Consider the following 24,978-nt stretch of genomic DNA (forward strand, 5'->3'; position numbering starts at 1 on the left):
TGACTCCCATCACATTCTATTGCTCGGATGGGGTCGGCAGCGGCGCAGGTGGAGCTGGACCGCACCGACACAGCTCGGCGCCACGGATCCGCGGTCGCGCCGAGCTCGCAGAAAGAAACAATGCGCGGGCGGCGGAATCGACTATCGAGCGCGCGTCCGCCTTCGGTCGCAACGGAGCGCCGAGCTGGAGCGGGGGCACTAGTACCGAGGAGAACGGCCATGGCCCGTTTGGTACGCAAGAATTTCGATTCGCCCGAAGAAACTCGCCCGTTCGAGGCGGGCACGGGGCAACTCGACCTGATCAACCTCGGCGCCGGCCCGGTGGGCCGGGCCGTATTCGAACCCGGCTGGCACTGGTCGGAACATGTCAAACCGATCGCCGGCACCGAGAGTTGCCAGGCGCCCCATATGGGCTACTGCGTCTCGGGGCACCTGGCGGTGGTCATGGACGACGGTGAGAAACAGGAATACGGGCCCGGCGATTTCATGATCGTCCCGCCCGGGCACGATGCTTGGACCGTCGGAGAAGAGCCCTGCGTCATGATCGACTGGCAGGGTGTCGCCGACTACGCCAAGCGGTGATACCGGCTGAGCACCGGTTCGGCCCCGCCAGGAAAAACACTCGGCCTGTCCGGCGGTGTACCTATCCCGTGACCGGTACACCGCCGGGCAGGACTCAGCTGACCTGGCGGTCCCGGCCGGTCCAATACGGTTCGCGCAGTTTGAATTTCTGCAGCTTGCCGGTCGCGGTCCGAGCCAATTCGTCCCGGAACTCGATCGAGGTCGGCGCCTTGTAGCCGGCCAGCCGCTGTTTGCACCAGGCGATCAGCTCCGCTTCCGTCGCGCTCCCCGGCGCCGCGTCGGGGTCGAGCACGACCAGGGCTTTGATCGTTTCACCCCATTTCTCGCTCGGCACCGCGATCACCGCCACCTCGGCGACGGCGGGATGGGAGAACAGGCAGTCCTCGACCTCGATCGACGAGACGTTCTCACCGCCGGTGATGATCACATCCTTCTTGCGATCGGCGATGGTCAGGTAGCCGTCGTCGCCGATCGCACCGCCGTCGCCGGTGCGGAACCATCCGCCCTCCAGCGCCGCCGCGCTTTCCTCCGGCCGGCGCCAATAGCCGTCCATCACCACATTCGACCGGGCCAGCACCTCGCCCGCGCCCTCCTCCGATTGCTCGACCCGCAGCCGCACACCGAGTGCCGGCGCGCCCGCGCGGGTCAGCTTCGCCGCCTTGGCCTCGGGATCGAGATCGTCCCATTCCGCCCGTGTGCGGTTGACGGTGAGCAGCGGCGAGGTTTCGGTGAGGCCGTAGATCTGGATGAACTCCCAGCCGAGTTCCTGTTCGACGCGGGCAACGGTTTTCGTCGGCGGCGGTGCCCCGGCCATGATGATCCGCACCCGGTCGCGGCCGGGGATCTCGCCCTCCCAGGTCTGCGCGGCCTCGAGGACGGCGGCCGCGACCGCGGGGGCCGCGCACATCACCGTGACACCGTGATCGCGGACCCGCCGCAGGATCTCGGCGCCGTCGATCTTGCGCAGCACGATATGCCGGGCGCCGACACCGGTCATCGCGAACGGCTGACCCCAGCCGTTGGCGTGGAACATCGGCAAGGTGTGCAGGTAGACGTCGCGGTCGCTGATCGTGGCGTGCAGCCCGAAGGTGACGGCATCGACCCAGATATTGCGGTGGGTGATCTGCACACCTTTCGGGCGTGCGGTGGTGCCGGAGGTGTAGTTGATGGTGGCGGTGGCGGCTTCGTCGGGCTCCCACGGCCGCGGGACCGACCCCGCAGGCGCGTACAGGTCGCTGTCGGAACCCAGCACGAAGGTGTGTTCACAATCGATATCGGCCAGAGAATCCGCGAGTTCGGGGTCCACGTACAGGGCGCGGGCTCCGGAATCCTGGACGATATACCGCACTTCGTCGGGGCGCAGGCGGAAATTGATCGGCACCAGAACCCGGCCCCAGCCGCTGACACCGAAGAAGGAGGTCAGCAGCCGGCTCGAATTGTGGCTGACGATCGCAACCCGTTCACCGGCTCCGATACCGAGTTCGTCGAGCCGGGCGGCCTGCCTGCGGGCGAGCCCGGCAACCTCGCCGTAGGTCAGCGAGCCCTGTCCGGGTGCGGGCTGCACGGGTTCGTCGACCACACCGATACGGTCGCTGTACACGGTTTCGGCGCGGTCGAGGAAATCGGCGACGCTGAACGGGACGAACATGGCCCTCCTACGAATCGTGCGCGTGGCCGCGAGACGGATCCGGGGATCCTGCCGGCGGTCCGACGATTGTCTCTCGCAGCGGCGAGGGTGGGGCCGGAATTCTCATAGCGGACCGCCGGCAGGCGTCCGAACCCACGCGGGCCCCGTGCCGCCGCGCACGGCATTCGACTCGCCGAGCGATGACTCGAGTACGCCAGCGAGTTGCCGTGACTTTGCCGCGACCCTTTCGTAATCTAACAGTGATCTTGTCTCCGAGCGTTACGAGTAGTCACCATCATGCCTGGTCAACATCGCAAGCCGGCCCGAGCCCGGAAGATCGCTCCGCTAGCCGGGAGCACGGTCGCGGCAACGGCCGTCATCGCGCTGTCGGTAATGGCCCGCCCCACTCCCGCTCCGCAAGCCACCGCGGTAGCGGCGGATACGCAGGCAACACCCGCGGCCGGCATGGGCGCCGCGTCGGAAACCCCGCCGGCCCCCGCGCCGCCCTCGGCCGAGGCCGTCGCGGCGGTCGACAAACCCCGAGAACCGGCCAGGTACCTGAAGCGCCTCGCGCCCCCGCCGCCTCCCCCAGTCGCGTGTTCCACCGAACTCGCCGGAACACAACCGCATGTGGCCCAGGTGGGAAATCTCATCGGCCGAACATTCGGGATCGCCGATATCGGCGGCGCCAACGGCCGCTACGACGGCGAGCACGGCGCCGGTCTGGCGCTCGATTTCATGACCTCCGATCCCGCGAACGGCAACGCCATCGCCGATTTCGTCCTCGCCAACAAAGAGCGTTTCGGCGTGTCCTACGTGATCTGGCAGCAGCAGTACAACGACGGCAGCGGATGGTCGTATATGGAGGATCGGGGCAGCCCGACCCAGAACCACTACGACCACGTCCACGTCTCGTTCGAACCGGCCGCCGATGTGTTCGTCACCTGCTGATCGCGGTCATGCGCGGCTCCGGCCCCCGACCGGCGAACGCCTAGTCCAACGATATCGCCGGCCTTCCCGGCCGGCGCCCAAGTAGTGGTGGCCCCGCAGCCGTACGCCGCGGCGGCCGCCCGGCTCAGAGCACCGCGTGCGGATGGGCTGCGGCACGGCCCTGAAAGCTGAGAATCCGCGGGTTCTGGATACGGCCTTCGCGGATCTCGATCGCGCGCCGGATGGTCTCGTTGCCGTCCCAGGCGGCGGGACCGCCCATGACCACCGGCAGGTACTCCAGCAATGCCTCCGAGTTCTCCCAGGTGGTGGAATTCCACAGATAGGACGGGCTGTGGTCGACACCGTAGTAGTGCAGATCGTCACCGACAGTGAACATGGGGTCGGCGAACGAGGTGGGACGCGCCCATTCGAATCCCATCCCCGCGTCACAGGAGACATCGATGAACAGGGTCCCGCGGGGGAACAGCCCGAGCTCTTCGTTCAGCACGAAAAGCAGTGGCTCCTCGGTGTTCTGGAACATGCAGTTGACGATGATGTCGTAATGGGCCAGCATTTCGGCCAGCGGTCCCGGCTCCGGGTCCTGCAGGGCCAGCGTGCGGCCCGGGTTTCGCGGATCGCGCTGGAACTTCTGCATCCGCACCGATGCGAACGGAGAAGCCACCGCCGCGACACTACGCTGCGTGAGTACCGTGACATCACTGATTCCCTGCGCCGACAGCGCCCGCACCGCACCGCGGGCAGTGGCACCGAAACTGATGACCGCGGCACGTAACCGGCGGCCGTAGTCGCCGGTGACACCCCGCAGCGCCAGCGCCTGCAGAACCGAGCAGTAGCCGGCCAGCTCGTTGTTCTTGTGGAAGACGTGCAATCCGAAATCTCCGGCCGGGGTCCAATGGTTCATCGCTTCCCAGGCGATCAGGGTCAAGCCGCGGTCGACAGCCCGCTGGGTCATGAGTGGGTCCTGCACGCAATGCGGCCAGCCCCAGACGACCTGGCCGGGGCGCAGCGTCTCGAGGTCTGCGGGCATCGGTTTGGGCAGCAACAGCACATCGCATTCGGCCGCCAGCTCCGCACGTGTCCGCTGACCGGCGACCAGCGGCGCCAGCTGAACGTCGGAAAAGCCGAACCGGCTGCCGTAGCCGTACTCGAGGAAGATCCCCGCGCGGGTTGCCGGGTCGATCCGCGCGAGATGCGCGGGATGGATCGCGAGCCGATGCTCGTCCTCCTTATGGGAGGACGCAATGGCCCCGATCGTCAGTTGTTTCACTATATGAGCCTACGCGTGGTGCGGGACGGGTCGACAGCACCTCCGAGCCGGTACAGCACCGGCTGCCCGCCTACTGCCGAAACCCGGCTCCCACAGCGGTTTCAGTGGGTGGACCAGCTGCTCAGCGCATTCTCCGCGGTCGCACACAGCTCGTCGATCACCCGGGCCACCGGAGCGCTCGCGGTCACCGACCCCACCCCTTGGCCCGCATCCACCGGGGCCACCTCGGGATCGTCGGCTGCCATGGCCACGGCCAGCTCGTCGCGGGCCGCAAGGTTCCCGGTCAGCTCGTCCTCGCGGTGCCCCCACCGCCCGGTGAAATCGTTGCGCAGTACCCGCGAGGGGAAACGGGCCGGCCAGGGCAGCTGCTGACCGATATCGAAGACGCGCGTGACGACGGTATCGGTGGCCCTTGCGCGAACCAGCGCCGCACGCGCGTGGTCCGGAGTGAGGGCCTCGGTGCACACCGACAACCTCGTTCCCAGCCAGGCGCCCGCGGCACCGGCCGCGAGCACCGCGGCCAGCGTCCGGCCGGAGGAGATCCCGCCGGCGGCCAGCACCGGAACCTCCACCGCGTCCAGCACGGCATCGAGCAACGGCAGGGTACCCAGCAGCGGCGCCCCGTGACCGCCGCCTTCCGCGCCCCGGGCGACGAGCACATCCACTCCGGCGTCGGCGGCGCGGCGGGCCTGTTCCGCGTCGTAGACCTGGGTTACCGCCACGACACCGTGCCGGTGCAGCCGTTGCACCCACGCGAAATCTCCGGTGAATCCGACCGACACCACCGTCGGACGCGCGGCGAGAGCAGTATCGAGCAAGTCGGGTTCCCGTGCCAGCACCCAATCGACCAGCCCGATGCCGAACGGACCGGACACCGCACCGAGCATTTCCAGTTCATCGGTCAGCCGGGCGGCCGAGCCCGCACTGCCCATCCCGATCATTCCCAGACCACCGGCGGCGGTCACGGCGGCCGCCAGCCGGCCACCGGCCACACCACCCATCGGGGCGTTGACTATCGGCGCGCGCAAACCCATCGCCCGCGACCAGGGCGTCGACAGCACTACGGTTCACCTCGTTCGTCTGTGCGCCGGCATCGAGGATGCCCGATCCGGTTCTCCCCGCGACCGTACCCGCCACCCCGGACAGTTCAGGCAGCTACTCGCCCTGCCGGCAAGCGGAATCGTCCTCGGCGGTCCTCGCACCGATCAGAGTGTCGGCACAAGGCCGTGACTTCGGCGGTCACCTACTGCCGGGGCCCCGCTCGGCGATCACCTCGACCCGGAGGAATTCCGGTGCCTTGATCACCCGGCGCAGCATGAATCGGATGAATGCCGGCATATCGCCGGCGGACTCGTCCCGGTAGACACGCGGCGAACCGACCGCGTAGCGACGCCGCCGCGACTCGAGCTCACATCCGCCGGCGGCGAGAACGTTACGCACCCAGTCCGATTCAGCGCCGTAGGTCAATGCGATCACATATCCGTCGCCGCGGCGGAAGGCCCACAACGGGGTCCGGAATATCCGGCCGGAGCGGCGTCCGCGGTGGACGACCACCGCCCAGCCCGGCGCCCAGGGTGCGATGAACTTCGTGATCCGGTTCAGGCCGGCCTTGTTTGCGCGAGCGATCCATCGGGGCGCGGGCATCTGGCGAACACCTCACTTCACTCGGATCCGCCGGTCCCACAGCACGAACCAGCGGCGTAGACAGAACGGGATGTGGCGATACCGGCGAATGTACTCCCTCCAGTTGCGCAGGCCTGCGCGCCGATGTCCGATCGACAGCCCGAGGTGATGGACTCCGATACGCCGAACCGATGCGTGTCGCGCGGCTCGGTGCTGCCGGGCATCACGGCATGCCCGGTGGCCGCGGCCGCGACCATTCCGGCACACCGGCTCTATTGGTCGAGAACATCGGAGAGCGCGACGGGCGTGAGTCGATGGGCCTCGGCCACCGGTTCGCTGGTAATGCCACCGGCACAGGTGTTGAGACCATTGGCGAGCACCGGGTCGTCGCGCAGTGCCGCGCGCCAGCCTTTGTTCGCGAGAGCGACCACGTAGGGCAGCGTCGAGTTGGTGAGGGCGTAGGTCGAGGTGTTCGGTACGGCGCCGGGCATATTCGCCACGCAGTAGAAGGTCGAATTGTGCACCGGGAAAGTGGGGTCGGAATGAGTGGTCGGCCGCGAATCCTCGAAGCAGCCGCCCTGGTCGATGGCGATATCGACGAGCACCGACCCCGGTTTCATCCGTGCGACCAGGTCGTTGCCGACAAGTTTGGGCGCCGACGCTCCCGGAATCAGCACCGCGCCGATCACCAGATCCGCCTGCTCGACCTCCTGTTCGATGGCCAGGCGGGACGACGCGAGCCCGTGAACCCGGTTGTGGTAGCGCCAGAACGACATCCGGAGTTTGTCCAGGTCGGTATCGAGCAGCGTGACATCGGCGCCCATTCCCAGAGCGATATTGGCGGCGTTCTGACCGGCGACCCCCGCACCGAGGATCACGACACGGGCATTGGCCACACCCCCGACTCCGCCCATCAGCACCCCGCGCCCGCGTTGCGCCTTCAGCAGTGAGTGGGCGCCGACCTGAGGTGCCAGACAGCCCGCGACCTCCGACATCGGATAGAGCAACGGCAGGACGCCCGACGGCAGCTGGACCGTTTCGTAGGCGATAGCGGTGACGCCTCGGTGGAGGAGTGCGTCGGTGAGCGGGCGGTCGGGGGCGAGGTGCAGGTAGGTGAACAGCACCAGGCCGTCGCGCAGCAGTGGGTACTCGGCGGCGATGGGCTCCTTCACCTTGAGCACCAGATCGGCCCCGCCCCAGACGTCTTCGGCGCGGTCCACGATCCGTGCGCCGGCGGCGGCGTACTCGTCGTCGCTGATGGAGGAGCCGAGACCGGCGTCTTTTTCGATATCGACCTGATGCCCTTGGCTCGTCAGCTCGTGTACGCCGATAGGAGTGATGGCGACTCGGTACTCGTGATCCTTGAGCTCCCTCGGCACGCCGATACGCATTGCTTCTCCTACTCGTACAGGTCGGCAGGACTCTCCGAAAACAGGTGCGGGCGCGACGGTCTCACCGGTCCACTGCACCCATGCAGATGAGTGAGCGGCCCTTCGGCATATTCACCCGCCGGCGACCGACGGAATGATCATGATCTCGGTACCGGCATCCACCGGTGTGTCCTGCCCCTCGAGGGTGCGGCATTCGTCGTCGCCGATGTAGAAATTCACGTAGCGGCGTAGTTGACCGCTCTCGTCGCGAAGCCGGCGTTCCAGTCCCGGCGACCGCTCGCGAACGGCATCCAGAATGCTGCGGAGAGTCGTCCCCTCGACGTCGATCTCCTTTTGGCCGTCGACATAGGTTCGCAGCATGGACGGCAGGCGGACGCGGGCCACGGCGTTATCCGACGACCGCGGCACGCACGCACAGTACGTCCGGGAGTTTGTCGGCGACCAGTTGCCAGCGATCGCCCTCGTCGGGACTGCAGTAGACCTCGCCGTTGCGGGTGCCGAAGTAGATGCCCGCCGGGTCGGCGTCGTCGGCACACATGGCATCGCGCATGACCGCCGCCCAGAACGGGCCCTGCGGGAGCCCGTCGGTCTGCGCGGACCAGGTGTCGCCACCGTTTTCGCTCCGATACACCGCGCAGCGCGCGTCCGGCGGGAAACGGAACCGCTCCATATCCGCGACCAGCGGGAAGGTGTAGACCACCCCGGAGCGACGGGGGTGCGCGACGATCGGGAAACCGAAATTGGATTCGGGTAATCCACCGTCGATCGATTGCCAGCGCGCTCCCTCGTCGGTGCTGCGGAAAACCCCGCCGTGGTTCTGCAGATACATGGTGTTCGGCGAATCCGCGTCCACGGCGACCTTGTGCACGCACTGTCCCCATTCCGGCAGTTCGCCCGGCATGAAATCGGCGGTGACACCTTTGTTCGCAGGCTTCCACGACGATCCGCCGTCGGTGGTCCGATAGACGCCTCCGGTGGAGATGGCGACCGCCATCCGCTGGGTATCGGCCGGATGCGGGAGGATCGTATGCAATGCCAGACCGCCGCCGCCCGGCATCCACTCCGGCCGGTGCGGATGCTCCCACAGGCCGCGTATCAGATCGAATGTCCGGCCGCCGTCGGTGGAGCGGAACAACGCGGCCGGTTCGGCGCCCGCGTACACCACGTCGGGTTCTGCCGCGGTGGCGGGCGCGATCTGCCAGACGCCCTGTAGTGCCGCCCCGGTGTCCTCCGGGAAGGCCAGCGGCGCGTCGTCCGGCTCGCTCCAGGTGGCGCCGAAGTCATCGCTGACCACCATGGTCGGGCCGAAATGGCTGTCCAATACACCCGCGAGCAGACGCGGCGTGGACCGCCGGGTATCGATCGCGAAGGCCTTCACATCGGCCACCGCGAACTGGGGAGCACCGACCTCCCAGTTCGTCCGGCCGTCCTTGCTGCGCGCCAGGAACAATCCCTTGCGCGTCCCGATTCCGAGCAGTACGTCCATCACGTACCTCCATATCGTCACCGTCACGCCGGCGCGCGTGAGCATACTCCGGGGAACCGGCAGGTTCCGGCAGAACAGGACACCAAGCGTGCCGCGGAACGCGCTGGGGGCGATCACCGCACACGGTGATCGCCCCCAGCAGACCGACGTTCGCGTCGCGGCGGAGCGCGGCGTCTTCGACCGCGGCGATCCTCTATTCACAATCGCCGACCGGCGCAGACACCGTCCATCGGGGCCTTACTGCTTGTCTTGTCAGGGAATGACAACCGGACCCGATGCGGCGGGCGGCGCCGGTTCGTCGGCCAGGCGGTGACCCGCCTCGCGCGGCGTGACCCCCTCCTCGGCCCAAGCGGCCAGCAACTGCGCGACCTTGCTGTGCATAGTGGTGCGCAGCCGGTCGAAGGAGTTTTCCGGATTGTCGTCGACCTCGCCGAGAAGCAGCCACCACGCCCAGGCCACGGCCCCCGCGTTCGCGACGAAATCCGGAAGCACCGGGACGCCGCGGGCGGCGAGCATGGCCTCGGCCTCCGGGGTGGTCGCCGCATTCGCGGCCTCCACGATGACACGGGCCCGGATATCGTAGGAATTATCCGGTGTGATCGCGTAGGAGATCGCCGCCGGAACGAGGATGTCCACCTCGGCGGAAAGCACCGCGGCGCGCGGTAGCTGTTCGACACCTTCGGGCAGCCGAGTACGGTCGACCTCGCCGAAACCGTCGCGCAAATCCAGCAGCGCGGGGATATCCAGGCCATCCGCGCAGTACAGCGCGCCGGCGGCATCGGCCACCACGGTCACCTTCATTCCGGCTTCGTGCAGATAATAGGCCGCGGCACCGCCCATGGTGCCGATGCCCTGGATCGCGACCGTCGTCTCGGCGGGCGCCCGGCCCCGCCAGACCGCCGCGGCGAGGCAGGCGTGCGCGACCCCGTAGCCGCCGATCACATCACCCAGCAGGAACCCGCCCTCCACGGCGGCGTTGAGCCCGTTGCGGACCCGTTCCAGGGTCGCGGCCGGGTCGCCGGCGCGGCTGATCGCGGCATGATAGCTCTGCCCCAGCCCGAGCTTCTCGAATACCTCGTCGATCAGGTGCTGCGGAACCCCGAGGTCCTCCGCCGTCACCCAATGTGTGTCGAGCCATGGGCGCATGGCCTCGCAGAACCGCTCGAGCACGCCGATCGCCCGGGGATCCTTCGGATCGAAATCGATACCGCCCTTGGCTCCGCCGACCGGCAGGTCGAAGGTGGCCGTCTTATCGGCCATCCCGCGGGCAAGATCCTCGACCTCCCGCAAGCTGCATCCGGCCCGCATCCGCGTGCCGCCGGTGGCCAGGCCCGCACGCAGGGTGTGCACAACCAGGTAGCCGACCGCGCCGGTCAGGGAATCCGTCCAGTGCAGACGCATATACGGTTCGGTCCGGCGTAGCGGTGGCGCCGGGGCCGGTGCCGCGGAAATGTCCGGAAAGGTTTGCGCGGTCATATGCGGGGTACCCCCCATAGGGTTGTCGATCGCCGTCACGATGAACCACCTCCTTCGTGCTCGGCCGTCACCACCGCATGCGGCAGCCCGGCGCGCAAATGTTCCGTCCGGACTTCTTCGTCCCCGGCCACGACGTGTGCCCGATCCCATAACTGTGCGGTCGTACCTGCTCGCGCGTCTATTTACGGTTGGTTCACGGCGTTGTTCACCGTTGCTGAACAACGCTTAGGCTCGTTGTATGGACTTGTCGATCCCTCGCCTGCGAATGTTGCGCGAGCTGCATCGACGCGGCACGGTTACGGCGGCCGCGACGGCGCTGCACTATACGGCGTCGGCGGTATCGCAGCAGCTCGCACAGCTCGAACGCGATGTCGGTACCCGGTTGTTCGAACGGCGCGGTCGCCGCGTCCAGCTCACCGATCTCGGTGTCCTGCTCGCCGAGCACGCCGAGGAGATCCTGGCCTCGGTCGAACGCGCGACCCAAGCCCTCGAGGACGCCGGCGAATCGGTGTCGGCAACGCTGACAGCCGGGGTGTGGGCCTCGGTGGCCTCCGGTCTGATGCCCGACGCGCTCACCTCCCTTGCCGGCACCCACCCGGGGATAAGGGTGCGGACGCGGGAACTCGCCCCGGAAGCAACTGCCGCGGCGGTACGCGACGGCGCACTGGATCTGTCCTTCGTGCTCGACTATTCGAATTACCCGATGGCCTGGGACCGCGGCCTGCAGCGCGCGGTGATCGCGGTCGAACGGATCCATGCCGCCGTCCCGTCCGGGGCGGTGCCGGGGGCCAGTGTGACACTCGCCGAGCTGGCCGAGCATCCGTGGATCCTCGCCCCGGCCCGCTCCCATTTCGGGCAGGCGGCGCGGCTGGCGTTCCAGTCGGCCGGAGTCGCCCCGCGGATCGACCACGAAGTGGAGGAGCAGGCGACCGCGATGGCGATGGTCGCGGCGGGCCTGGGAGTGACCCTGGTATCGGATCTGGGCCTGGCCCTGCGACCGGCGGGCGTGGACATCATCGCCCTCGGCGATATCCTCACCCGGACCGTCTCTCTGGCCTACCGCACCAATTCGGCCCGCCGGGCCGCGCTGCTGCTCGTGGTGGACGCGATCCGGACCGCTGCCGCGGAGAAGGGCCTGGGCGCAGATACCGCGCTCCCGGCCCCGGTCGCTACGGAACCGCCGGCGCAGCCGGTGGTGGACGGCGGGAGCCTCGGATTCGGCTGAACCGTCCCGGCCATATCTGTTGCCCCGGCAGCCGGGTAAGGGGCAAACCGGTGCCGGTCGGCCGCACTGCCCGGACGGCCGGGAGGTTGGGGCAGACTGTTCTGATGGCACGTTCCGCTGCGTACCGCCCCTCCCCGGCCGAGCTGGCGGCCGCCGAAGGCGCAACCGTTCCCGATGTGCTGGCAGCTGATCTGCGGGTGTTGTTCTGCGGTATCAATCCGGGACTGTGGTCCGGGGCGACGGGACATCATTTCGCCCGCCCCGGTAACCGCTTCTGGCCGGCGCTGTTCCGCTCGGGATTCACGCCTCGACTATTCCGCCCCGACGAGGAGGCCGAATTACTCGAGCTGGGCCTGGGGATCACGAACGTCGTACCACGCACGACAGCGAAGGCCGCCGAACTGACCGCGCAGGAATTGCGCGACGGTGGCTGCAACCTCTCGGACCGAGTGCGCAAGTACCGTCCACAGGTCCTCGCGGTCCTCGGCCTGGGTGCCTATCGCACGGCATTTGCCCGGCCGCGGACCACTGTGGGCCGGCAGCCGGACCCGCTCGGTGAAACCGAGGTCTGGGTACTGCCGAACCCGAGCGGTCTCAATGCGCACTACACGTTGGATGCATTGGCCGCAGAACTCCGTACGCTGCGCACGGCACTGGAATAAGCCCCAGCGAGGCGACGCGGCCCGGCGGCCGCACCTCGGTCCGAGTGCAATCGGATGCCGGGGCCCACCGCGCAGGTTCACTACTGTGCCGGTCGTCACCTACAGCCGGAATCCCTGACTGCGAATCTATGCCATGAGAAACTCACTTCCGTGAAGTGGAATACCGTTTCCGGTCTGCCGGGCCGGCCGGCACGGTCCCCGCGACCCCTGTGGCACAACCCGCTTCGTCCTACCGTGGTCGCCGCAGCGATCGTCGCAATACTCGGGCCGTTCACCCTGTTCGCAGGTGTCGCGAACGCAGAGGATGTTTCCGCTGCCCCCTCTCCCGGATGCGCCGTCGCAGCGACCACACCCGGCCGCACGCTCGAGCATTTCGCGGCCGACGGCCGGGCCGGCAGCTATATCAGGGATATCCCCGCCGCTCCGGGGCCCCGCCCTGTCGTACTCGATCTGCACGGCTATCTGGAGCCGGCCGTGATCGCTCACGCCTCCAGCGGCTTCGGCGACTACGGCGCCACTCAGGGGTTCATCACCGTCACTCCCCAACTCGACGAGCCCGGTCCACCGCGCTGGAACTTCGAACCGCAGAGTGCCGATATGCATTGGCTCGCCGGCCTGATCGATCACGTCGGAGCGACCCTGTGCGCCGACACCCGGCGGATCTTCGTCGCCGGGCTGTCCATGGGCGCGTTCACCACCTCGTCGCTGGCCTGCCATCTGTCCGATCGGATAGCCGCCATCGCACCGGTCGCGGGAGTACAGGATTTCCCCTGGTGCACGACTTCCCGGCCGGTGCCGGTAATCGCCTTCCACGGCACCGCGGATCCGATCGTCGCCTATACCGGAGGTTCCGGGCCCAATGCCCGCTTACTTCCCTCCCCCGACGGCACCGGGTCCTCCGTGGGCACCGACCGCAACGGCCCCACGGTCAACGGGCCGGGCCCCGCCAGTGTGCCGGAGAGCGTCGCAGGATGGGCGCGGCGCAACGGTTGCGGTGCCGTACCGGACCGGCAGCAGATAGCACCCGATGTCTACCGCGAACGCTATCCCTGCCCCGCCGGCACCGACGTCGAGCTGTACTCCGTCCAGGGCGGCGGACATGTCTGGCCCGGGGACACCGTGGTCCCTTTCCCGGAGGTCTTCGTCGGCAGTAATACCACTTCGATCGATGCCACACAGCTGATCTGGGATTTCTTCGAAGCCCATCCTTTGCCGGAATGAACCGTCACCGCGCCCGTCCGGCTACGGAAGCCGGCCCGCGGGGCGACCACCGCTATGACGGCGTATCCAGGGCACGGAATCGGACTGTCACCTCGTGACGGTTCAGAACTCGCCGGCGTGGTGCTCGATCCGGTGCCCGAGGCAGGTAGCGAACTCGCTGAGGAATTCCTCGGTGAGCGGGGGCCGGCCCAGTAGTCGAAGGCGAGGGCGCCCGAAGCGAATTCGTCCGCCCACGCCAGGTGGTGAGGGGACTCGGTGTGGCGCATGAGGCGCAGACCACCTCGCCTGTGCGCGTTCGCTTCCAGGTATCGATCGCGGTCGTGAAGGGTTGCCGGACAAAGGGTTCGGCCTCCCACTGCTGCGGATAGTCGATGATCACGGTGCCGGCTCCGCATCGTGGGCATACCGCGGAGGAGAATTCGATACAGCCCTGTCCGGCATAGTCGTCGTACCGGCCGGCGATGACGGCAACGGGGGCGGGTATCCAGTCGGCGCCGAAGTCCTGGGTGAACTGCGACCAGTCCGGGCCCGGCATATGGCCTCGGTCGACCTGGAGGCTGTACATCGCGCCGGCCGCGGTCACGCCGAGGTCGACAATCGTTCGAAGTAGTCACCCACACCCGCCTCCTCGCACAGCGAACCGACACCTCTACCCGGACCGGCCGGGGCGCCCGATCACGGCAATTCGGTTCGTCGCCGACAGCCCACCTCGGCGTCGGTCATCGGCATCTGATCGGTTGTGCTACCGGAGTCCGGCGATGTGGCATCGCCGCCCCGCCGCGAGCGCATCCACGGCAGGCAGGCACCGGCCTGCATGTGGCGAGCGCGTCCGGTGTGGCGGGAAATTCAGCCTCCGGCAGGGCGAATCCTGCCACAATCACGGCCTACTGAAAACTGTTGACAGTTTTTAGAGCGACGCTTTACAGTGACCTGAGTCATAGGCACCCGAAAGATGAGGGCGGGTGCCAGACCGAATAGGGAGCGGTGACGTCGATGTGTGGTTACTGGGCCAGCTGGTCGGACCTTCCCGAACGGGAGGTGCTGGAGGGTAACTTCCGCACCGCCGTGACGGGTAAGGAGATGGGACTCAACCGGATCCGGTGGGTGCATCCCACGACGCTTCCCGAGCACAATCATCCGGACGCCGAGCAGGCCATGGTCATCACCAGTGGCCGGATCGCATTCACCGTCGCCGGTGTGGAAACCGTGCTCGGAACCGGGGATGTCGTGGTGATTCCGCGCGGTGTCGAGCATTCCGGGCACAGCATCGAAGGCGAGGCGACATTTATCGAAGTGTTCGCACCGGCGCGGATCGAGAACCTCGTGGGCTTCCTCGGCGGTCCGTCGATGCCGGCGGTGCCGCGATGACCCTGAACCGGATCAGCGCACATGTATACGTCGAGACGGCGCACCTCGGCAGCAACAACTCGATCATCGTGGGTGACGGAATCGCGCTGGTGGATACGCCGCACCGGCCCAGCGACGCGATCGCGTGGCGAAAGACAGTGGACCGGTTCGGCAAGACGCGCTACGTCGTCAACACCGATCACCACCCCGACCACACCATCGGGAATTACTGGATGGGTGGCGAGGTCGTATCCCATCGAGGCACCCGCCGGCGCCTGCTGCACGACGCACCCGATCATGATTATCTGGCACGGCTTTTCGCGCGCATCGATCCGGCCGCGGTCGCGCTGCTCGACGAGTACAGGGTCCGGGTACCCGATATCGTCTTCACCGATCAGCTCGATCTGCACCTCGGCGATATCGCACTGGAACTGACCTTCCAGCCGGGACATACCGCCAACAGCCTGATCGCGTACCTGCCCGAGGACGGTGTGGTATTCACCGGCGATATCGTCTGTGAGGCCGGACTACCGTCTTTCCAGGACTGCCGGGTGGCCGACTGGTTCGATGCCATCGACAAGGTCGCCGGTTACGATTTCGAGTTCCTCGTCCCCGGGCACGGCGAGGTCGCCGGCCGCGAAGTTCTCGCCCGTTACCGCGAGTGGGGCCGCGAGGTCGTGGGCGAGGTGGCCGAGGCCATTCGCCGCGGCGCCGACAGTGAGCAGGCCGCGGCCGAGATCCGGTTCCCCGACAATATTCACGTCGATACCGCCGGCCAGCCCGGCTACCCCGACGATCTCATCGAGTTCTTCCAGCGGCGCTCCATCGCCCGCGTCTACACCGATCTCATCGAGAGGCCGGAACTCGCCTCGCGATAGCGGCGCCCGATATCTGCTCCGGCGCCCGATAGGAACACGGAGAAAACCCATGCGTAGGAGAAAGTTCGCTGCCGCATGCGCGACGGCGGCCGTAACGGTCGGCGTGCTGACCGGCTGTCAGAGCGGGACCGGCGATGCCGTGGCCACCCCGGAGGGAATCCAGAAGGCTCAGGCAGCGCAGCGGGTCGTCGCGGCAGCAGCGGTCGTCCCGAAGGCAGACGACCTCGGCCCGCCGATATCGGTGGAATCGTTGCGCGGCAAGACGATCTACAGCATTCCCATCGACAGCAAGGCCGAGTTCTATCAGGCCGGCGAGCAGGCGATGAAGGGAATCGCGGCCGAGGCGGGTATCAACTACGTGACCTTCCCGTCGGACGGCACCCAGATCTCCTACCAGCAGGGCATCAGCCAGGCCATCAACGCCGGGGCGGGCGCGATCCTGCTCAACGGCCCACTCCCCTCGACGCTCGGCCCGCAGATCGACGCCGCGAACAAGGCGGGTGTGCCGATCGTGCCGTTGCACATCTCCGACAAGGACAGCCCGGCGAACCCCGGCGTGCCCTACGAATCCTTCGCACCGTTCAATGAGGCGGCCCGGCTGATGACCCTCGGGGCAGTGGCCGCGCAGCAGGGCACACCGGTGCACGCGCTGGTCATCGAGTCGTCGGAAACCGGTCCGTCGAAGGGCATGGTCGATACGATCCGGAAAACGCTCGCCGAGGAGGCTCCCGCGGGATCGGAGGCGACGGTGATCAACGTCGCCGTGCCGCAGTGGGCGCAGCAGATTCAGGGGCAGGTGCAGTCGGCCGTATTGCGCAACCCCGATATCAACGCCGTACTGCCGATATTCGACTCGATGTCCCTCTATGCAGCGCCGGGTATCAGGCAGGCCGCGTACAACCGCGAGGTTCCGATCTACACCTTCAACGGCACTCCGTCCATTCTCGCGATGGTCGCGAACGGCTCGGTCGCGATGAATGTGGCCGAGAACCCGGATTGGGTTGCCTACGTCAATCTCGATGTCGCCTTCCGCGCCATGCTCGGCGTACCGCCGGTACCCGCCGAATCGGGCCCGGTCCGCGTGATCGACTCGTCGAACGTTGCGGAAACGGGTGACCCGCCCACGAGCGGCAAGGGCTTCGGCGACGAGTACGCGGGTGCCTTCCTGCGGCTGTGGGGGCTGGCCTGATGTCCCCGGACGCACCACTGCTGGCAGTGGCAGGACTGGCGAAGGCGTTCAACGGAGTTCCCGCGTTGCGCGGTGTCGATCTCGACGTCCGTGCCGGTGAAGTGCATGGGCTACTCGGCGCCAACGGCAGCGGAAAATCGACTCTGATCAAGATATTGGCCGGATTCCACGATGCCGACGCGGGCGCCGTCACCGTCGCCGGCCACACCATCGGCAGCCCGTTCGGTGCCCGCGGCCTGCGTGATCACGGCTTGGGCTTTGTACACCAGGATCTCGGGCTCGCGGGTGCGGGCACCGTACTGGAACATATCGCACTCGACTCCTGTGGCGGGTCCGCGAACCTGCACCGGATCGACTGGCGCGTCCAGCGGCGCCGGGTGCGGGACCTGCTGGGCCGCTTCGGCATCGATGTCGATCCGGAGGCCGTGATCGATTCGCTTTCGCCGGTACAACGGGCCATGATCGCTGTGGTCCGGGCAGTGGGCGCCCAGGAATCGGCCTCCGGCGGCACCGGGCAGATCCTGATCCTCGACGAACCGACTGTCTTCCTGCCGAGGCACGAGGTCGGCCTGCTGTTCGGCCTGCTACGCCGGCTGCGTGATCGCGGGGATGCGGTGTTGCTGGTCTCCCACGATCTCGACGAAATTCTCGAGGTCACCGACCGGGTCACCGTGTTCCGTAACGGCCGGACCGCGGGTACCCGCACAACGACCGGCGCGACCCGCGACGATCTCGTCCGGCTCATCCTAGGAACCCGCGACGAGCACGTCGCGAAAGGAAGCACGACTGTCGATCGGGACCGTACGGCGCTGCTCGCGGCACGCGGGCTGCGCGGTAGCCGGGTGCGCGATCTGGACCTCGACCTGTTCGCCGGCGAGGTGGTCGGCGTCACCGGGCTCGCCGGATCGGGTTTCGAGGAGCTGCCCGACCTGCTCTTCGGAGCGGAGCCTGCAGCGGCCGGCACCATCGAGCACGGCGGGCGCACCGTAGGCCGGCCCGGCCCGGCGCGTTCGATGTCGAACGGGGTCGTCCTGATTCCCGCCGACCGTAAAACGCAGGGCGGTGCGCCGGAGCTGAGCGTGCTGGAGAATATGTCGCTGCCGTTCCTCGCCGACCGGGCCCGCGGCCTCTCCATCGACTGGCGTGCGCTGCGCCGGCGTGCGCAGGACACCTGCCACCGGCTGGACGTGGTCCCGCCGGATCCGCAGGCAATGTTCGGGCATCTCAGCGGCGGTAACCAGCAGAAGGCCCTGCTGGGCAAGTGGATGGACACCGAGCCACGGGTGATGTTGCTGAGTGAACCCACTCAGGGCGTCGATATCGGTGCCCGGCGGGAGATCTTCGCCCTCATCCGTGCGGCCGTGGCGAAGGGGATGGGCGTGCTGTGCGCCACCTCCGACTATGAGCAGCTGGTCGAAATGGCCGACCGGGTCCTCGTATTCGACGGCGGCCGGATCAGTGCCGAGATCACCGGCGCGGACATCACCAAGGACGTTCTGGCGTCCGCCGTCTACGCAGAGGAAGCGTCATGAGCACCACCGAGAAGGAAACTACGGTCGCCGGCCGCGCGGCCGCCCCGCCGCAACGCAAGCACGGCAGAAAACCTGCCGAGCCCGAGCGTTTCGCTCTGCTGGGCGTATGGGTCGTATTGATCGTCGCATTCAGCGTGATGATCCCGGATATCTTCCCGACCACGGCGAATGTATCGAACATGCTCGCTTCACAGGTGGTCCTGCTGATCTTGTCGATCGGATTGCTGTATCCGCTGCGGGCGGGCGACTACGACCTTTCGGTGGCGTCGACGCTGAATCTGGCCACAGTGGTCGTCGCTGTGCTCAACGTCCAGCAGGAATGGAATATCTGGCTTTCGGTACTCGCCGCGATCCTGGCCGCGCTCGCGGTCGGTGTCCTCAATGGTCTGATCGTGACGGTCTTCCAGATCAATCCGTTCATCGTGACACTCGGTATGGGCACCGTCGTGCAGGGACTGATATACCTGCTGTCGGACTCCGCGACGATCAGCGGTATCGACCGGGCGCTGTCCGATGCGGTGCTCACCCAGCCGTTCCTGGCGATTCCCACCGGCTTTTTCTTCGCACTCGCGCTGTGTGCCGTCGCCTGGTATGTCTTCGACCACACCGCATTCGGGCAGCGACTGCTGTTCGTCGGCCAGAGCCATGATGTGGCCCGGCTGAACGGGGTCGATGTGGCACGGCTGCGGTGGCGCGCCCTGATCATCTCCGCGGGCACCGCCGGGCTCGCCGGCGTGGTCTACGCCGGCACCACGGCAAGCGCCGACCCGGTATCGGGTGCGTCGTTCCTGCTGCCCGCCTTCGCCGCGGCTTTCCTCGGATCGACGGTGCTGCAGATCGGCCGGTTCAACCCCTGGGGCACCTTGATCGCGGTGTACTTCCTGGTCACCGGCATTACCGGCTTGCAACTGCTCGGCGCGCAGCAATACGTCCAGCAGCTGTTCTACGGCGGCGCTCTCGTCATCGCGGTGATCGCCGCAAAGCTCGTCCGCACCCGCGGCGAACGTAAACGCCGCGGCCGGGTCGCGACCGCCTGACTTCCCCCAACGACTGAGGAGTGAACCGATGAAGGCACAGGGAGCCGTTCTCCACCGGATCGACGGACGGTGGGAGGTCCAGGACCTCGAGGTGGACGAGCCCGGTCCCGACGAGGTGCGGATCAAGGTCATGGCCAGCGGGCTGTGCCATTCCGACGACCACTTCGTCACCGGCGATCTCGCCGTCACCCTGCCGATGGTCGGAGGGCACGAGGGTGCGGGGATCGTCGAGCAGGTCGGGTCGAGGGTCACGCGGGTGAAACCGGGCGACCATGTGGCGACGCTGTTCATCCCCGCATGCGGTACCTGCCACTACTGCGCCCGGGGTATGCAGTACATCTGCAACAACGGTGCCGGGATGGAGCACGGCCGCGCAATGGACGGCACCGCCCGCTTCCACGCGACCGACGGCAGCGATATCGGCGGCGTGACCCGGCTGGGTACGTTCGCGAACTACCTGGTGTGCCACGAAACCCAGGCCGTCGTGGTGCCCGACGATATTCCCTTCGAACTGGCCTGCCTGGTGTCCTGCGGTGTGGCGACCGGTTACGGCGCGGCGGTCAACGGTGGGCCGGTACGGGCGGGGGATGTGGTGCTGGTCTGCGGGCTGGGCGGTGTCGGCGCCAACGCCGTCCAAGGTGCCCGGCACGCGGGGGCCGACCATGTGATCGTGGTGGACCCCGTTCCGTACAAGCAGGAGCGGGCGGCCGATTTCGGCGCAACGGCCGCATTCGGGTCCATTGCGGAGGCTCGCCCCCTGATCGACAGCCTCACCAATGGACAGGGTGTGGATATCGCCATCGTCACCGTCGGCCGCGTCGACGGCGACATCATCGGCGAAGCCTTCGCCGCGGTCGGCAAATCCGGGCGGTGCGTCCTGGTATCGGTGGGTTCCTCCGAGCTACATCTCGCGGTGAGCCCGCAGGACCTGACCAACTTCGCCAAATCCATCAAGGGCGTGATGTACGGCGACTGCAATCCGACCGCCGATATCCCGCGTTTGTTGCAGATGTATCGCACCGGCAGTCTCGAGCTCGAAGGACTTGTGACAAAGCGGTATTCGCTCGGGGAGATCAACGAGGCAGTCGCGGATATGCATGCGGGCCGCAATATCCGCGGTGTTCTCGTGCACAGCCACTGACCTGTCGTCTTGTTTTGAGGAGATCTTGTGACCGCAGCGAACTTACGGACCGCACCTGTCGAACACACCCGCCTGCACATCGGCGGGGAATGGGTCGACGCATCGGGTGCAGGAGAGCTGGACACCGTCGATCCGGCGACCGGCGCGGTTTTCGCCCGGGTAGCGCGGGGTGAGGCGGCCGACGTGGACCGCGCGGTGGCCGCGGCGCGCGCGGCATTCGAAACCGGCCCGTGGCCGCGGATGAAGCCGAAGGAACGGGCCGCCGCGCTGTGGCGGCTCGGCGATCTGCTGCTCGCGGACGCCGCCGAAATGGGCCGGATCGAAACCCTCGATCAAGGCAAGCCGTATGCGATCGCGCAGGCGGGCGACGTGCCCACAGCGGCCGGGCTCTTCCACTATATGTCCGGTTATGCCACCAAAATCGAGGGGGAGACCATTCCGATCTCGGCTCCGGGCCGATACCACACGTATACGCGCCGGGAGCCGCTCGGCGTGGTCGGGCTGATCGTGCCGTGGAACTTTCCGCTGGTGATCACCTCGTGGAAGGTCGCCCCCGCACTGGCAGCCGGAAATACCGTGGTACTCAAACCGGCCGAGGCAACTCCGTTGTCGGCACTGCGCCTCGCCGCGCTCGCGCTGGAGGCCGGTATACCGCCGGGTGTACTCAATGTCGTCAACGGTTACGGTTCGAGCGTCGGTGCGGCGCTTGCCGCGCATCCGGGAGTGGACAAGGTGTCGTTCACCGGATCTACCGCCACGGGGCGCAAGATTCTCGACGCCGCCGGGGGAAACCTCAAACGGGTGACCCTCGAACTGGGTGGTAAGAGCGCAAATATCGTGTTCCCGGATGCCGATCTGGGCAAGGCGATCACCGGGTCCGCGGATGCGATCTTCTTCAACGCGGGGCAGGCGTGTGCAGCCGGATCTCGTCTGTATGTCCATAATTCGGTATACGACGAGTTCGTCTCGGGCCTGGTCGAGCAGACGAAGAGGATTCGCGTCGGCGACGGGTTCGACCCGCAGACCCAGATCGGCCCCGTGGCCAGTCGCGAGCATTTCGACCGCGTCAACGCCTATCTCGACGCAGGTAGCCGGGAAGGCACGATCCTCACCGGTGGCCGGCGAATCGGCGACGCGGGGTATTTCGTCGAGCCGACGGTGATCGCGGACGCCGCTCCCGACGCGCACGTAACCTGCGAGGAGATCTTCGGCCCCGTGGTCGTGGTCGATCGCTTCACCAGTGAGGACGATGTCGTCCGAGCCGCCAATGACACGCGCTACGGACTCGCGGCCGGAATCTGGACGTCTCGGGTCGGCACCGCGCATCGGGTCGCGGAGCGGCTGCGTGCGGGGACGGTATGGGTCAACACCTATGGCGTTTTCGACCCGAGTATGCCGTTCGGCGGTATGAAGGAATCGGGCTGGGGTCGCGAAATGGGGCACGAGGTGCTGCACGACTACACCGATGTCAAAACGGTCTGCGTGGATATCGATGACTGACGGAGTCGTGACGACGAATACCGTCTTCGACCCGGTGCGTGTCGGTGCCGTCGAGCTCGCCAACCGGGTGGTGATGGCGCCGATGACCCGCAACCGCGCAAACGCCGCCGGGGTGCTTCCGGATTCGGCAGCGACCTATTACGCGCAGCGGGCGTCGGCCGGGCTCATCGTCACCGAGGGCACCCAGCCCAGTGCCGCGGCCAAAGGCTATCCGGGCACCCCGGGCATCCACGACGATGTACAGGAGCAGGCGTGGCGAAAGATCGCCGACGCGGTGCATGCGGCGGGCGGCCGGATCTTCTGTCAGCTCATGCACACCGGACGAATCGGGCACCCGAGCCTCATACCCGAAGGTGCTCGGATCGTGGCGCCGAGCGCGATCCCGGCCCAGGTGGAGGTGGCCCGCGCCGACGGGGTGATGGTGCCGGCGGTGCTGCCCGAATCGCTTACCGCGCAGGGCATCGCCGGCATTGTGCGTGATTTCGCGGAAGCATCGGTTCGGGCGAGACGGGCAGGGCTGGACGGGGTCGAATTGCACGCGGCCAACGGCTACCTGCTGCACCAGTTCCTCTCCCCCGGCACGAATCGGCGTCGCGATGAGTACGGCGGCTCGGCGCAGAGGCGTGCCCGGTTCGTCGTCGAGGTCGCCGAGGCCGTCGCGGCGGAGATCGGTGCCGGGCGGATGGGGATCCGAATCTCTCCGGGCGGTCAGTTCAACGATATGCAGGACAAGGGAAACGAGGACACCTACCTCGCCCTGGCTGACGGGCTCGCCGCGCTGCGGCCGGCATACCTGCATACGCTGCGCCGGCGCTCGTCCCCGCTGCACCGGGAACTACGAAACCGCTGGCCGACCGCTTACATGCTGAACACCGGGTATCTGGGCGCGAGCGAGCTGGCCGATGTTTCGCCGCTGATCACCTCGGGTGCAGCGGATCTGGTGAGCGTCGGGCGCCTGTTCATCTCCAATCCCGACCTCGTCCGGCGCTGGCGCCACGGCGTGCCGCGGGCGCAGTGGGACGAAGACACCTTCTACCGCGGTGGAGATCGCGGATACATCGATTATCCCTTCGCGTGTGAAGGGACGGATATGCGATGAGGACTGGGGTGAGGTGCCGGCGTGGCACGGGCCGCCGACCTGCACGGGACGCGACCGGATCGACTGCCGAGACCGGCGCCAGGACATGAGCGCGGCAGCTGAGCGGCGGCGTCGGCCACGTCACGTGCGAACAGGGGTACGTGAGGGGCATCGGATCGAGTCGGCGAGTCGCTGTGGTGCCCGACGCACCACAAAGCCTTGTCGACTGTCAGCAGAGGAGTGAGTAATGAGCCCGACATCGAAGAGACGAGTAGTGGTGGTGACCGGCGCGGCGTCCGGAATCGGAAACGCCACCGTGCAGGTTTTCCGCGAACAGAACGACACCGTCGTGGGCTGGGACCTGTCCGGAACACCGGAAGCGGATCCGCTGGATCTGACCGATCTCGCCGCGGTGCGCGCTGCCGCCGACGCGGTGCTCGCCCGGTACGGCCGGGTCGACGCGTTGGTCAACTGCGCGGGAATCATCACCGAGAACCTGCCCGTCGAGGAAACCGACCCGGGGGATTTCCGCCGCACATTCGATGTGAATGTCGGCGGGATCGTGCACGCAAGCCAGGCACTGCATACCGCTCTCGCCGGCGCGCGGGGCGCGGTGGTGAACGTGGCGTCGCAAGCGGCGCTGGTCTGTCTGCCACATCAATCGGCGTATTCGGCGTCCAAGGGTGCAGTCGCGGCGCTGACCCGGTCGATGGCAATCGACTGGGCGGCGGCGGGGATCAGGGTCAATGCCGTATGCCCGGGATTCACACTCACCCCGATGGCGGTGCAGCAGATGACTCCGGAGCTGGATGCGGCGGTTTCCCGGCGGGTGCCGTTGGGCCGGATGTTCCAGCCCGAGGAGATCGGCAACGTGATCGCCTTCCTGGCCTCACCGGCCGCGTCGGCGGTGACCGGTGTGGTGATGCCCGTGGACGGCGGCTGGACGGCAGGGGAACCCGCACTGCCGATGGGGGCCGCATGATTGCCTATGTCACCGGCGCCAGTTCGGGTATCGGCCGTGGCACCGCCGTGCGATTGGCGGCCGACGGGGCCGCGGTGGTACTCCTGGGCCGGAACCGCTCCCGTTTGGACGAAGTGGCCCGCGAATGCGGTCCGGATGCGGTCACCGCGGCCTTCGATATCACCGACGCTGCCGCCGTAGACGCCCAGTTGCCCGATCTCCTGGACCGGACCGGTCCACCCGATATCGTGGTGCACGCGGCGGGGCAGACCGTGGTGGGCCGGTTGGACCAGCTGACGGCCGAGGAATGGCATCGGCAGTTGGCTGTGAACCTGACCAGTATCCATACCCTCAACAGGTACCTCTGGCCCGCGATGCGACCCGCCGGAGGCGCGATCGTCCTGGTGGCCTCGACCGCCTCCTTCGCGGCTTTCCCGCAGGACGCGGCCTACGTCGCCTCGAAGGGTGCGGTGCTCGCGCTGACCAGAGCGATGGCCTTGGACGGTGCTGCCGAAGGGATCCGGGTCAATGCCGTATGCCCGGGGTTCATCCGCACTCCGAACCTCGAAGGCTACTTCGATGCCCAGGCCGATCCGGCAGCAGCGGCGTCCGGTGCGGCGGCGGCCGCGCCGCTCGGGCGGATGGGAACTGCGGCGGATGTCGCGGCCGCGATCGCATTTCTGGCCTCGCCGGATGCCCAGTTCATCACCGGCGCCTCGTTGCTGGTGGATGGTGGACTGATGGCCAAGGTGCCGACCGCGTGACCCGCAGCTCGTACACCCCGGGTCGGGATATCCCGTCCAG

At 67.4% G+C, this 24,978-nt stretch carries 24 protein-coding genes; 16 read left to right on the top strand and 8 right to left on the bottom strand.

The genetic code is table 11. The features are described 5' to 3' along the window. Positions 1–219: 219 nt before the first annotated feature. Positions 220–582, top strand: a complete 363-nt coding sequence (locus NFL01S_RS02465) for a cupin domain-containing protein (protein ID WP_062970936.1) — start codon at positions 220–222, stop codon at positions 580–582. Between the two features lie 94 nt (positions 583–676). On the opposite strand, the gene NFL01S_RS02470 is transcribed toward NFL01S_RS02465, so the two are convergent. Next, on the bottom strand, positions 677–2,230 hold the full coding sequence (locus NFL01S_RS02470) for an AMP-binding protein (RefSeq protein WP_062970938.1): 1,554 nt from the start codon (positions 2,228–2,230) through the stop codon (positions 677–679). 276 nt (positions 2,231–2,506) lie between these two features. On the opposite strand from NFL01S_RS02470, the gene NFL01S_RS37440 reads away from it, so the two are divergent. Beyond that, positions 2,507–3,160, top strand: a complete 654-nt coding sequence (locus NFL01S_RS37440; RefSeq protein ID WP_062970940.1) for a VldE C-terminal domain-containing protein — start codon at positions 2,507–2,509, stop codon at positions 3,158–3,160. A 124-nt stretch (positions 3,161–3,284) separates the two neighbouring features. On the opposite strand, the gene NFL01S_RS02480 is transcribed toward NFL01S_RS37440, so the two are convergent. From NFL01S_RS02480 to NFL01S_RS02515, 7 genes are all read right to left on the bottom strand, one after another. Beyond that, positions 3,285–4,427, bottom strand: coding sequence for a N(5)-(carboxyethyl)ornithine synthase (locus tag NFL01S_RS02480; protein WP_062970942.1), 1,143 nt, complete (start codon positions 4,425–4,427; stop codon positions 3,285–3,287). A 101-nt stretch (positions 4,428–4,528) separates the two neighbouring features. Next, entirely contained in the window at positions 4,529–5,488 is a 960-nt protein-coding gene (locus NFL01S_RS02485) for an NAD(P)H-dependent flavin oxidoreductase (RefSeq protein WP_062970944.1), read from the bottom strand. 178 nt (positions 5,489–5,666) lie between these two features. Further along, positions 5,667–6,071: a nitroreductase family deazaflavin-dependent oxidoreductase gene (locus NFL01S_RS02490; protein WP_062970946.1), complete on the bottom strand. Its 405-nt coding sequence runs from the start codon at positions 6,069–6,071 to the stop codon at positions 5,667–5,669. A gap of 251 nt (positions 6,072–6,322) precedes the next feature. Beyond that, on the bottom strand, positions 6,323–7,441 hold the full coding sequence (ald, locus tag NFL01S_RS02500) for an alanine dehydrogenase (protein ID WP_062970950.1): 1,119 nt from the start codon (positions 7,439–7,441) through the stop codon (positions 6,323–6,325). A gap of 111 nt (positions 7,442–7,552) precedes the next feature. Continuing rightward, a complete protein-coding gene (locus NFL01S_RS02505) occupies positions 7,553–7,849 on the bottom strand; it encodes a MoaD/ThiS family protein (protein ID WP_245670478.1) in 297 nt (98 codons plus the stop codon). Next, complete coding sequence (locus tag NFL01S_RS02510; protein ID WP_062971358.1) at positions 7,830–8,927, bottom strand: WD40/YVTN/BNR-like repeat-containing protein; 1,098 nt, start codon at positions 8,925–8,927, stop codon at positions 7,830–7,832. Before NFL01S_RS02510 ends, NFL01S_RS02505 begins: the two co-directional genes overlap by 20 nt. Before the next feature lie 252 nt (positions 8,928–9,179). Beyond that, the gene (locus tag NFL01S_RS02515; protein WP_371851764.1) at positions 9,180–10,445 is read right to left on the bottom strand and encodes a glutamate dehydrogenase; all 1,266 of its coding nucleotides are present in this window, start codon (positions 10,443–10,445) and stop codon (positions 9,180–9,182) included. 196 nt (positions 10,446–10,641) lie between these two features. Here NFL01S_RS02515 and NFL01S_RS02520 point away from each other — a divergent pair, with 196 nt between their 5' ends. From NFL01S_RS02520 to NFL01S_RS02585, 14 genes are all read left to right on the top strand, one after another. Then, the gene (locus tag NFL01S_RS02520; protein WP_062970952.1) at positions 10,642–11,628 is read left to right on the top strand and encodes a LysR family transcriptional regulator; all 987 of its coding nucleotides are present in this window, start codon (positions 10,642–10,644) and stop codon (positions 11,626–11,628) included. A gap of 104 nt (positions 11,629–11,732) precedes the next feature. Continuing rightward, positions 11,733–12,290 (top strand): G/U mismatch-specific DNA glycosylase, encoded by a 558-nt coding sequence (gene mug, locus NFL01S_RS02525; RefSeq protein ID WP_062970954.1) that lies wholly within the window; start codon positions 11,733–11,735, stop codon positions 12,288–12,290. A gap of 150 nt (positions 12,291–12,440) precedes the next feature. Then, positions 12,441–13,511, top strand: coding sequence for a CE1 family esterase (locus NFL01S_RS02530; RefSeq protein WP_218019590.1), 1,071 nt, complete (start codon positions 12,441–12,443; stop codon positions 13,509–13,511). Positions 13,512–13,565: 54 nt separating this feature from the next. After that, positions 13,566–13,706: a hypothetical protein gene (locus NFL01S_RS35175; protein WP_157116173.1), complete on the top strand. Its 141-nt coding sequence runs from the start codon at positions 13,566–13,568 to the stop codon at positions 13,704–13,706. Between the two features lie 798 nt (positions 13,707–14,504). Then, positions 14,505–14,879 (top strand): cupin domain-containing protein, encoded by a 375-nt coding sequence (locus NFL01S_RS02540; RefSeq protein WP_062970960.1) that lies wholly within the window; start codon positions 14,505–14,507, stop codon positions 14,877–14,879. Next, the gene (locus tag NFL01S_RS02545) at positions 14,876–15,736 is read left to right on the top strand and encodes an MBL fold metallo-hydrolase (protein WP_062970962.1); all 861 of its coding nucleotides are present in this window, start codon (positions 14,876–14,878) and stop codon (positions 15,734–15,736) included. Before NFL01S_RS02540 ends, NFL01S_RS02545 begins: the two co-directional genes overlap by 4 nt. 49 nt (positions 15,737–15,785) lie before the next feature. Continuing rightward, complete coding sequence (locus NFL01S_RS02550) at positions 15,786–16,925, top strand: sugar ABC transporter substrate-binding protein (RefSeq protein WP_157116175.1); 1,140 nt, start codon at positions 15,786–15,788, stop codon at positions 16,923–16,925. Further along, the gene (locus NFL01S_RS02555) at positions 16,925–18,457 is read left to right on the top strand and encodes a sugar ABC transporter ATP-binding protein (RefSeq protein ID WP_062971362.1); all 1,533 of its coding nucleotides are present in this window, start codon (positions 16,925–16,927) and stop codon (positions 18,455–18,457) included. Before NFL01S_RS02550 ends, NFL01S_RS02555 begins: the two co-directional genes overlap by 1 nt. Then, positions 18,454–19,494, top strand: coding sequence for an ABC transporter permease (locus NFL01S_RS02560; protein ID WP_062970966.1), 1,041 nt, complete (start codon positions 18,454–18,456; stop codon positions 19,492–19,494). Before NFL01S_RS02555 ends, NFL01S_RS02560 begins: the two co-directional genes overlap by 4 nt. A gap of 28 nt (positions 19,495–19,522) precedes the next feature. Beyond that, positions 19,523–20,635: a Zn-dependent alcohol dehydrogenase gene (locus NFL01S_RS02565; RefSeq protein WP_062970968.1), complete on the top strand. Its 1,113-nt coding sequence runs from the start codon at positions 19,523–19,525 to the stop codon at positions 20,633–20,635. 27 nt (positions 20,636–20,662) lie between these two features. Then, on the top strand, positions 20,663–22,135 hold the full coding sequence (locus tag NFL01S_RS02570; RefSeq protein WP_062970969.1) for an aldehyde dehydrogenase family protein: 1,473 nt from the start codon (positions 20,663–20,665) through the stop codon (positions 22,133–22,135). Continuing rightward, entirely contained in the window at positions 22,128–23,234 is a 1,107-nt protein-coding gene (locus tag NFL01S_RS02575) for an alkene reductase (RefSeq protein ID WP_062970970.1), read from the top strand. Before NFL01S_RS02570 ends, NFL01S_RS02575 begins: the two co-directional genes overlap by 8 nt. A gap of 226 nt (positions 23,235–23,460) precedes the next feature. After that, positions 23,461–24,195 (top strand): SDR family NAD(P)-dependent oxidoreductase, encoded by a 735-nt coding sequence (locus NFL01S_RS02580; RefSeq protein WP_062970971.1) that lies wholly within the window; start codon positions 23,461–23,463, stop codon positions 24,193–24,195. Beyond that, positions 24,192–24,938, top strand: a complete 747-nt coding sequence (locus NFL01S_RS02585; RefSeq protein WP_062970972.1) for an SDR family NAD(P)-dependent oxidoreductase — start codon at positions 24,192–24,194, stop codon at positions 24,936–24,938. Before NFL01S_RS02580 ends, NFL01S_RS02585 begins: the two co-directional genes overlap by 4 nt. Positions 24,939–24,978 lie beyond the last annotated feature (40 nt).

This window comes from Nocardia flavorosea NBRC 108225 (genome assembly GCF_001613385.1).
GTDB lineage: Bacteria > Actinomycetota > Actinomycetes > Mycobacteriales > Mycobacteriaceae > Nocardia > Nocardia flavorosea.

Bases quoted from the DNA above. Each gene is read 5' to 3' on its own strand.
- NFL01S_RS02465 (WP_062970936.1), top strand. From the start codon at position 220: ATGGCCCGTTTGGTACGCAAGAATTTCGATTCGCCCGAAGAAACTCGC.
- NFL01S_RS02470 (WP_062970938.1), bottom strand. From the start codon at position 2,230: ATGTTCGTCCCGTTCAGCGTCGCCGATTTCCTCGACCGCGCCGAAACC.
- NFL01S_RS37440 (WP_062970940.1), top strand. From the start codon at position 2,507: ATGCCTGGTCAACATCGCAAGCCGGCCCGAGCCCGGAAGATCGCTCCG.
- NFL01S_RS02490 (WP_062970946.1), bottom strand. From the start codon at position 6,071: ATGCCCGCGCCCCGATGGATCGCTCGCGCAAACAAGGCCGGCCTGAAC.
- ald (WP_062970950.1), bottom strand. From the start codon at position 7,441: ATGCGTATCGGCGTGCCGAGGGAGCTCAAGGATCACGAGTACCGAGTC.
- NFL01S_RS02510 (WP_062971358.1), bottom strand. From the start codon at position 8,927: ATGGACGTACTGCTCGGAATCGGGACGCGCAAGGGATTGTTCCTGGCG.
- NFL01S_RS02520 (WP_062970952.1), top strand. From the start codon at position 10,642: ATGGACTTGTCGATCCCTCGCCTGCGAATGTTGCGCGAGCTGCATCGA.
- mug (WP_062970954.1), top strand. From the start codon at position 11,733: ATGGCACGTTCCGCTGCGTACCGCCCCTCCCCGGCCGAGCTGGCGGCC.
- NFL01S_RS35175 (WP_157116173.1), top strand. From the start codon at position 13,566: ATGACGGCGTATCCAGGGCACGGAATCGGACTGTCACCTCGTGACGGT.
- NFL01S_RS02540 (WP_062970960.1), top strand. From the start codon at position 14,505: ATGTGTGGTTACTGGGCCAGCTGGTCGGACCTTCCCGAACGGGAGGTG.
- NFL01S_RS02545 (WP_062970962.1), top strand. From the start codon at position 14,876: ATGACCCTGAACCGGATCAGCGCACATGTATACGTCGAGACGGCGCAC.
- NFL01S_RS02550 (WP_157116175.1), top strand. From the start codon at position 15,786: ATGCGTAGGAGAAAGTTCGCTGCCGCATGCGCGACGGCGGCCGTAACG.
- NFL01S_RS02555 (WP_062971362.1), top strand. From the start codon at position 16,925: ATGTCCCCGGACGCACCACTGCTGGCAGTGGCAGGACTGGCGAAGGCG.
- NFL01S_RS02560 (WP_062970966.1), top strand. From the start codon at position 18,454: ATGAGCACCACCGAGAAGGAAACTACGGTCGCCGGCCGCGCGGCCGCC.
- NFL01S_RS02565 (WP_062970968.1), top strand. From the start codon at position 19,523: ATGAAGGCACAGGGAGCCGTTCTCCACCGGATCGACGGACGGTGGGAG.
- NFL01S_RS02575 (WP_062970970.1), top strand. From the start codon at position 22,128: ATGACTGACGGAGTCGTGACGACGAATACCGTCTTCGACCCGGTGCGT.
- NFL01S_RS02580 (WP_062970971.1), top strand. From the start codon at position 23,461: ATGAGCCCGACATCGAAGAGACGAGTAGTGGTGGTGACCGGCGCGGCG.
- NFL01S_RS02585 (WP_062970972.1), top strand. From the start codon at position 24,192: ATGATTGCCTATGTCACCGGCGCCAGTTCGGGTATCGGCCGTGGCACC.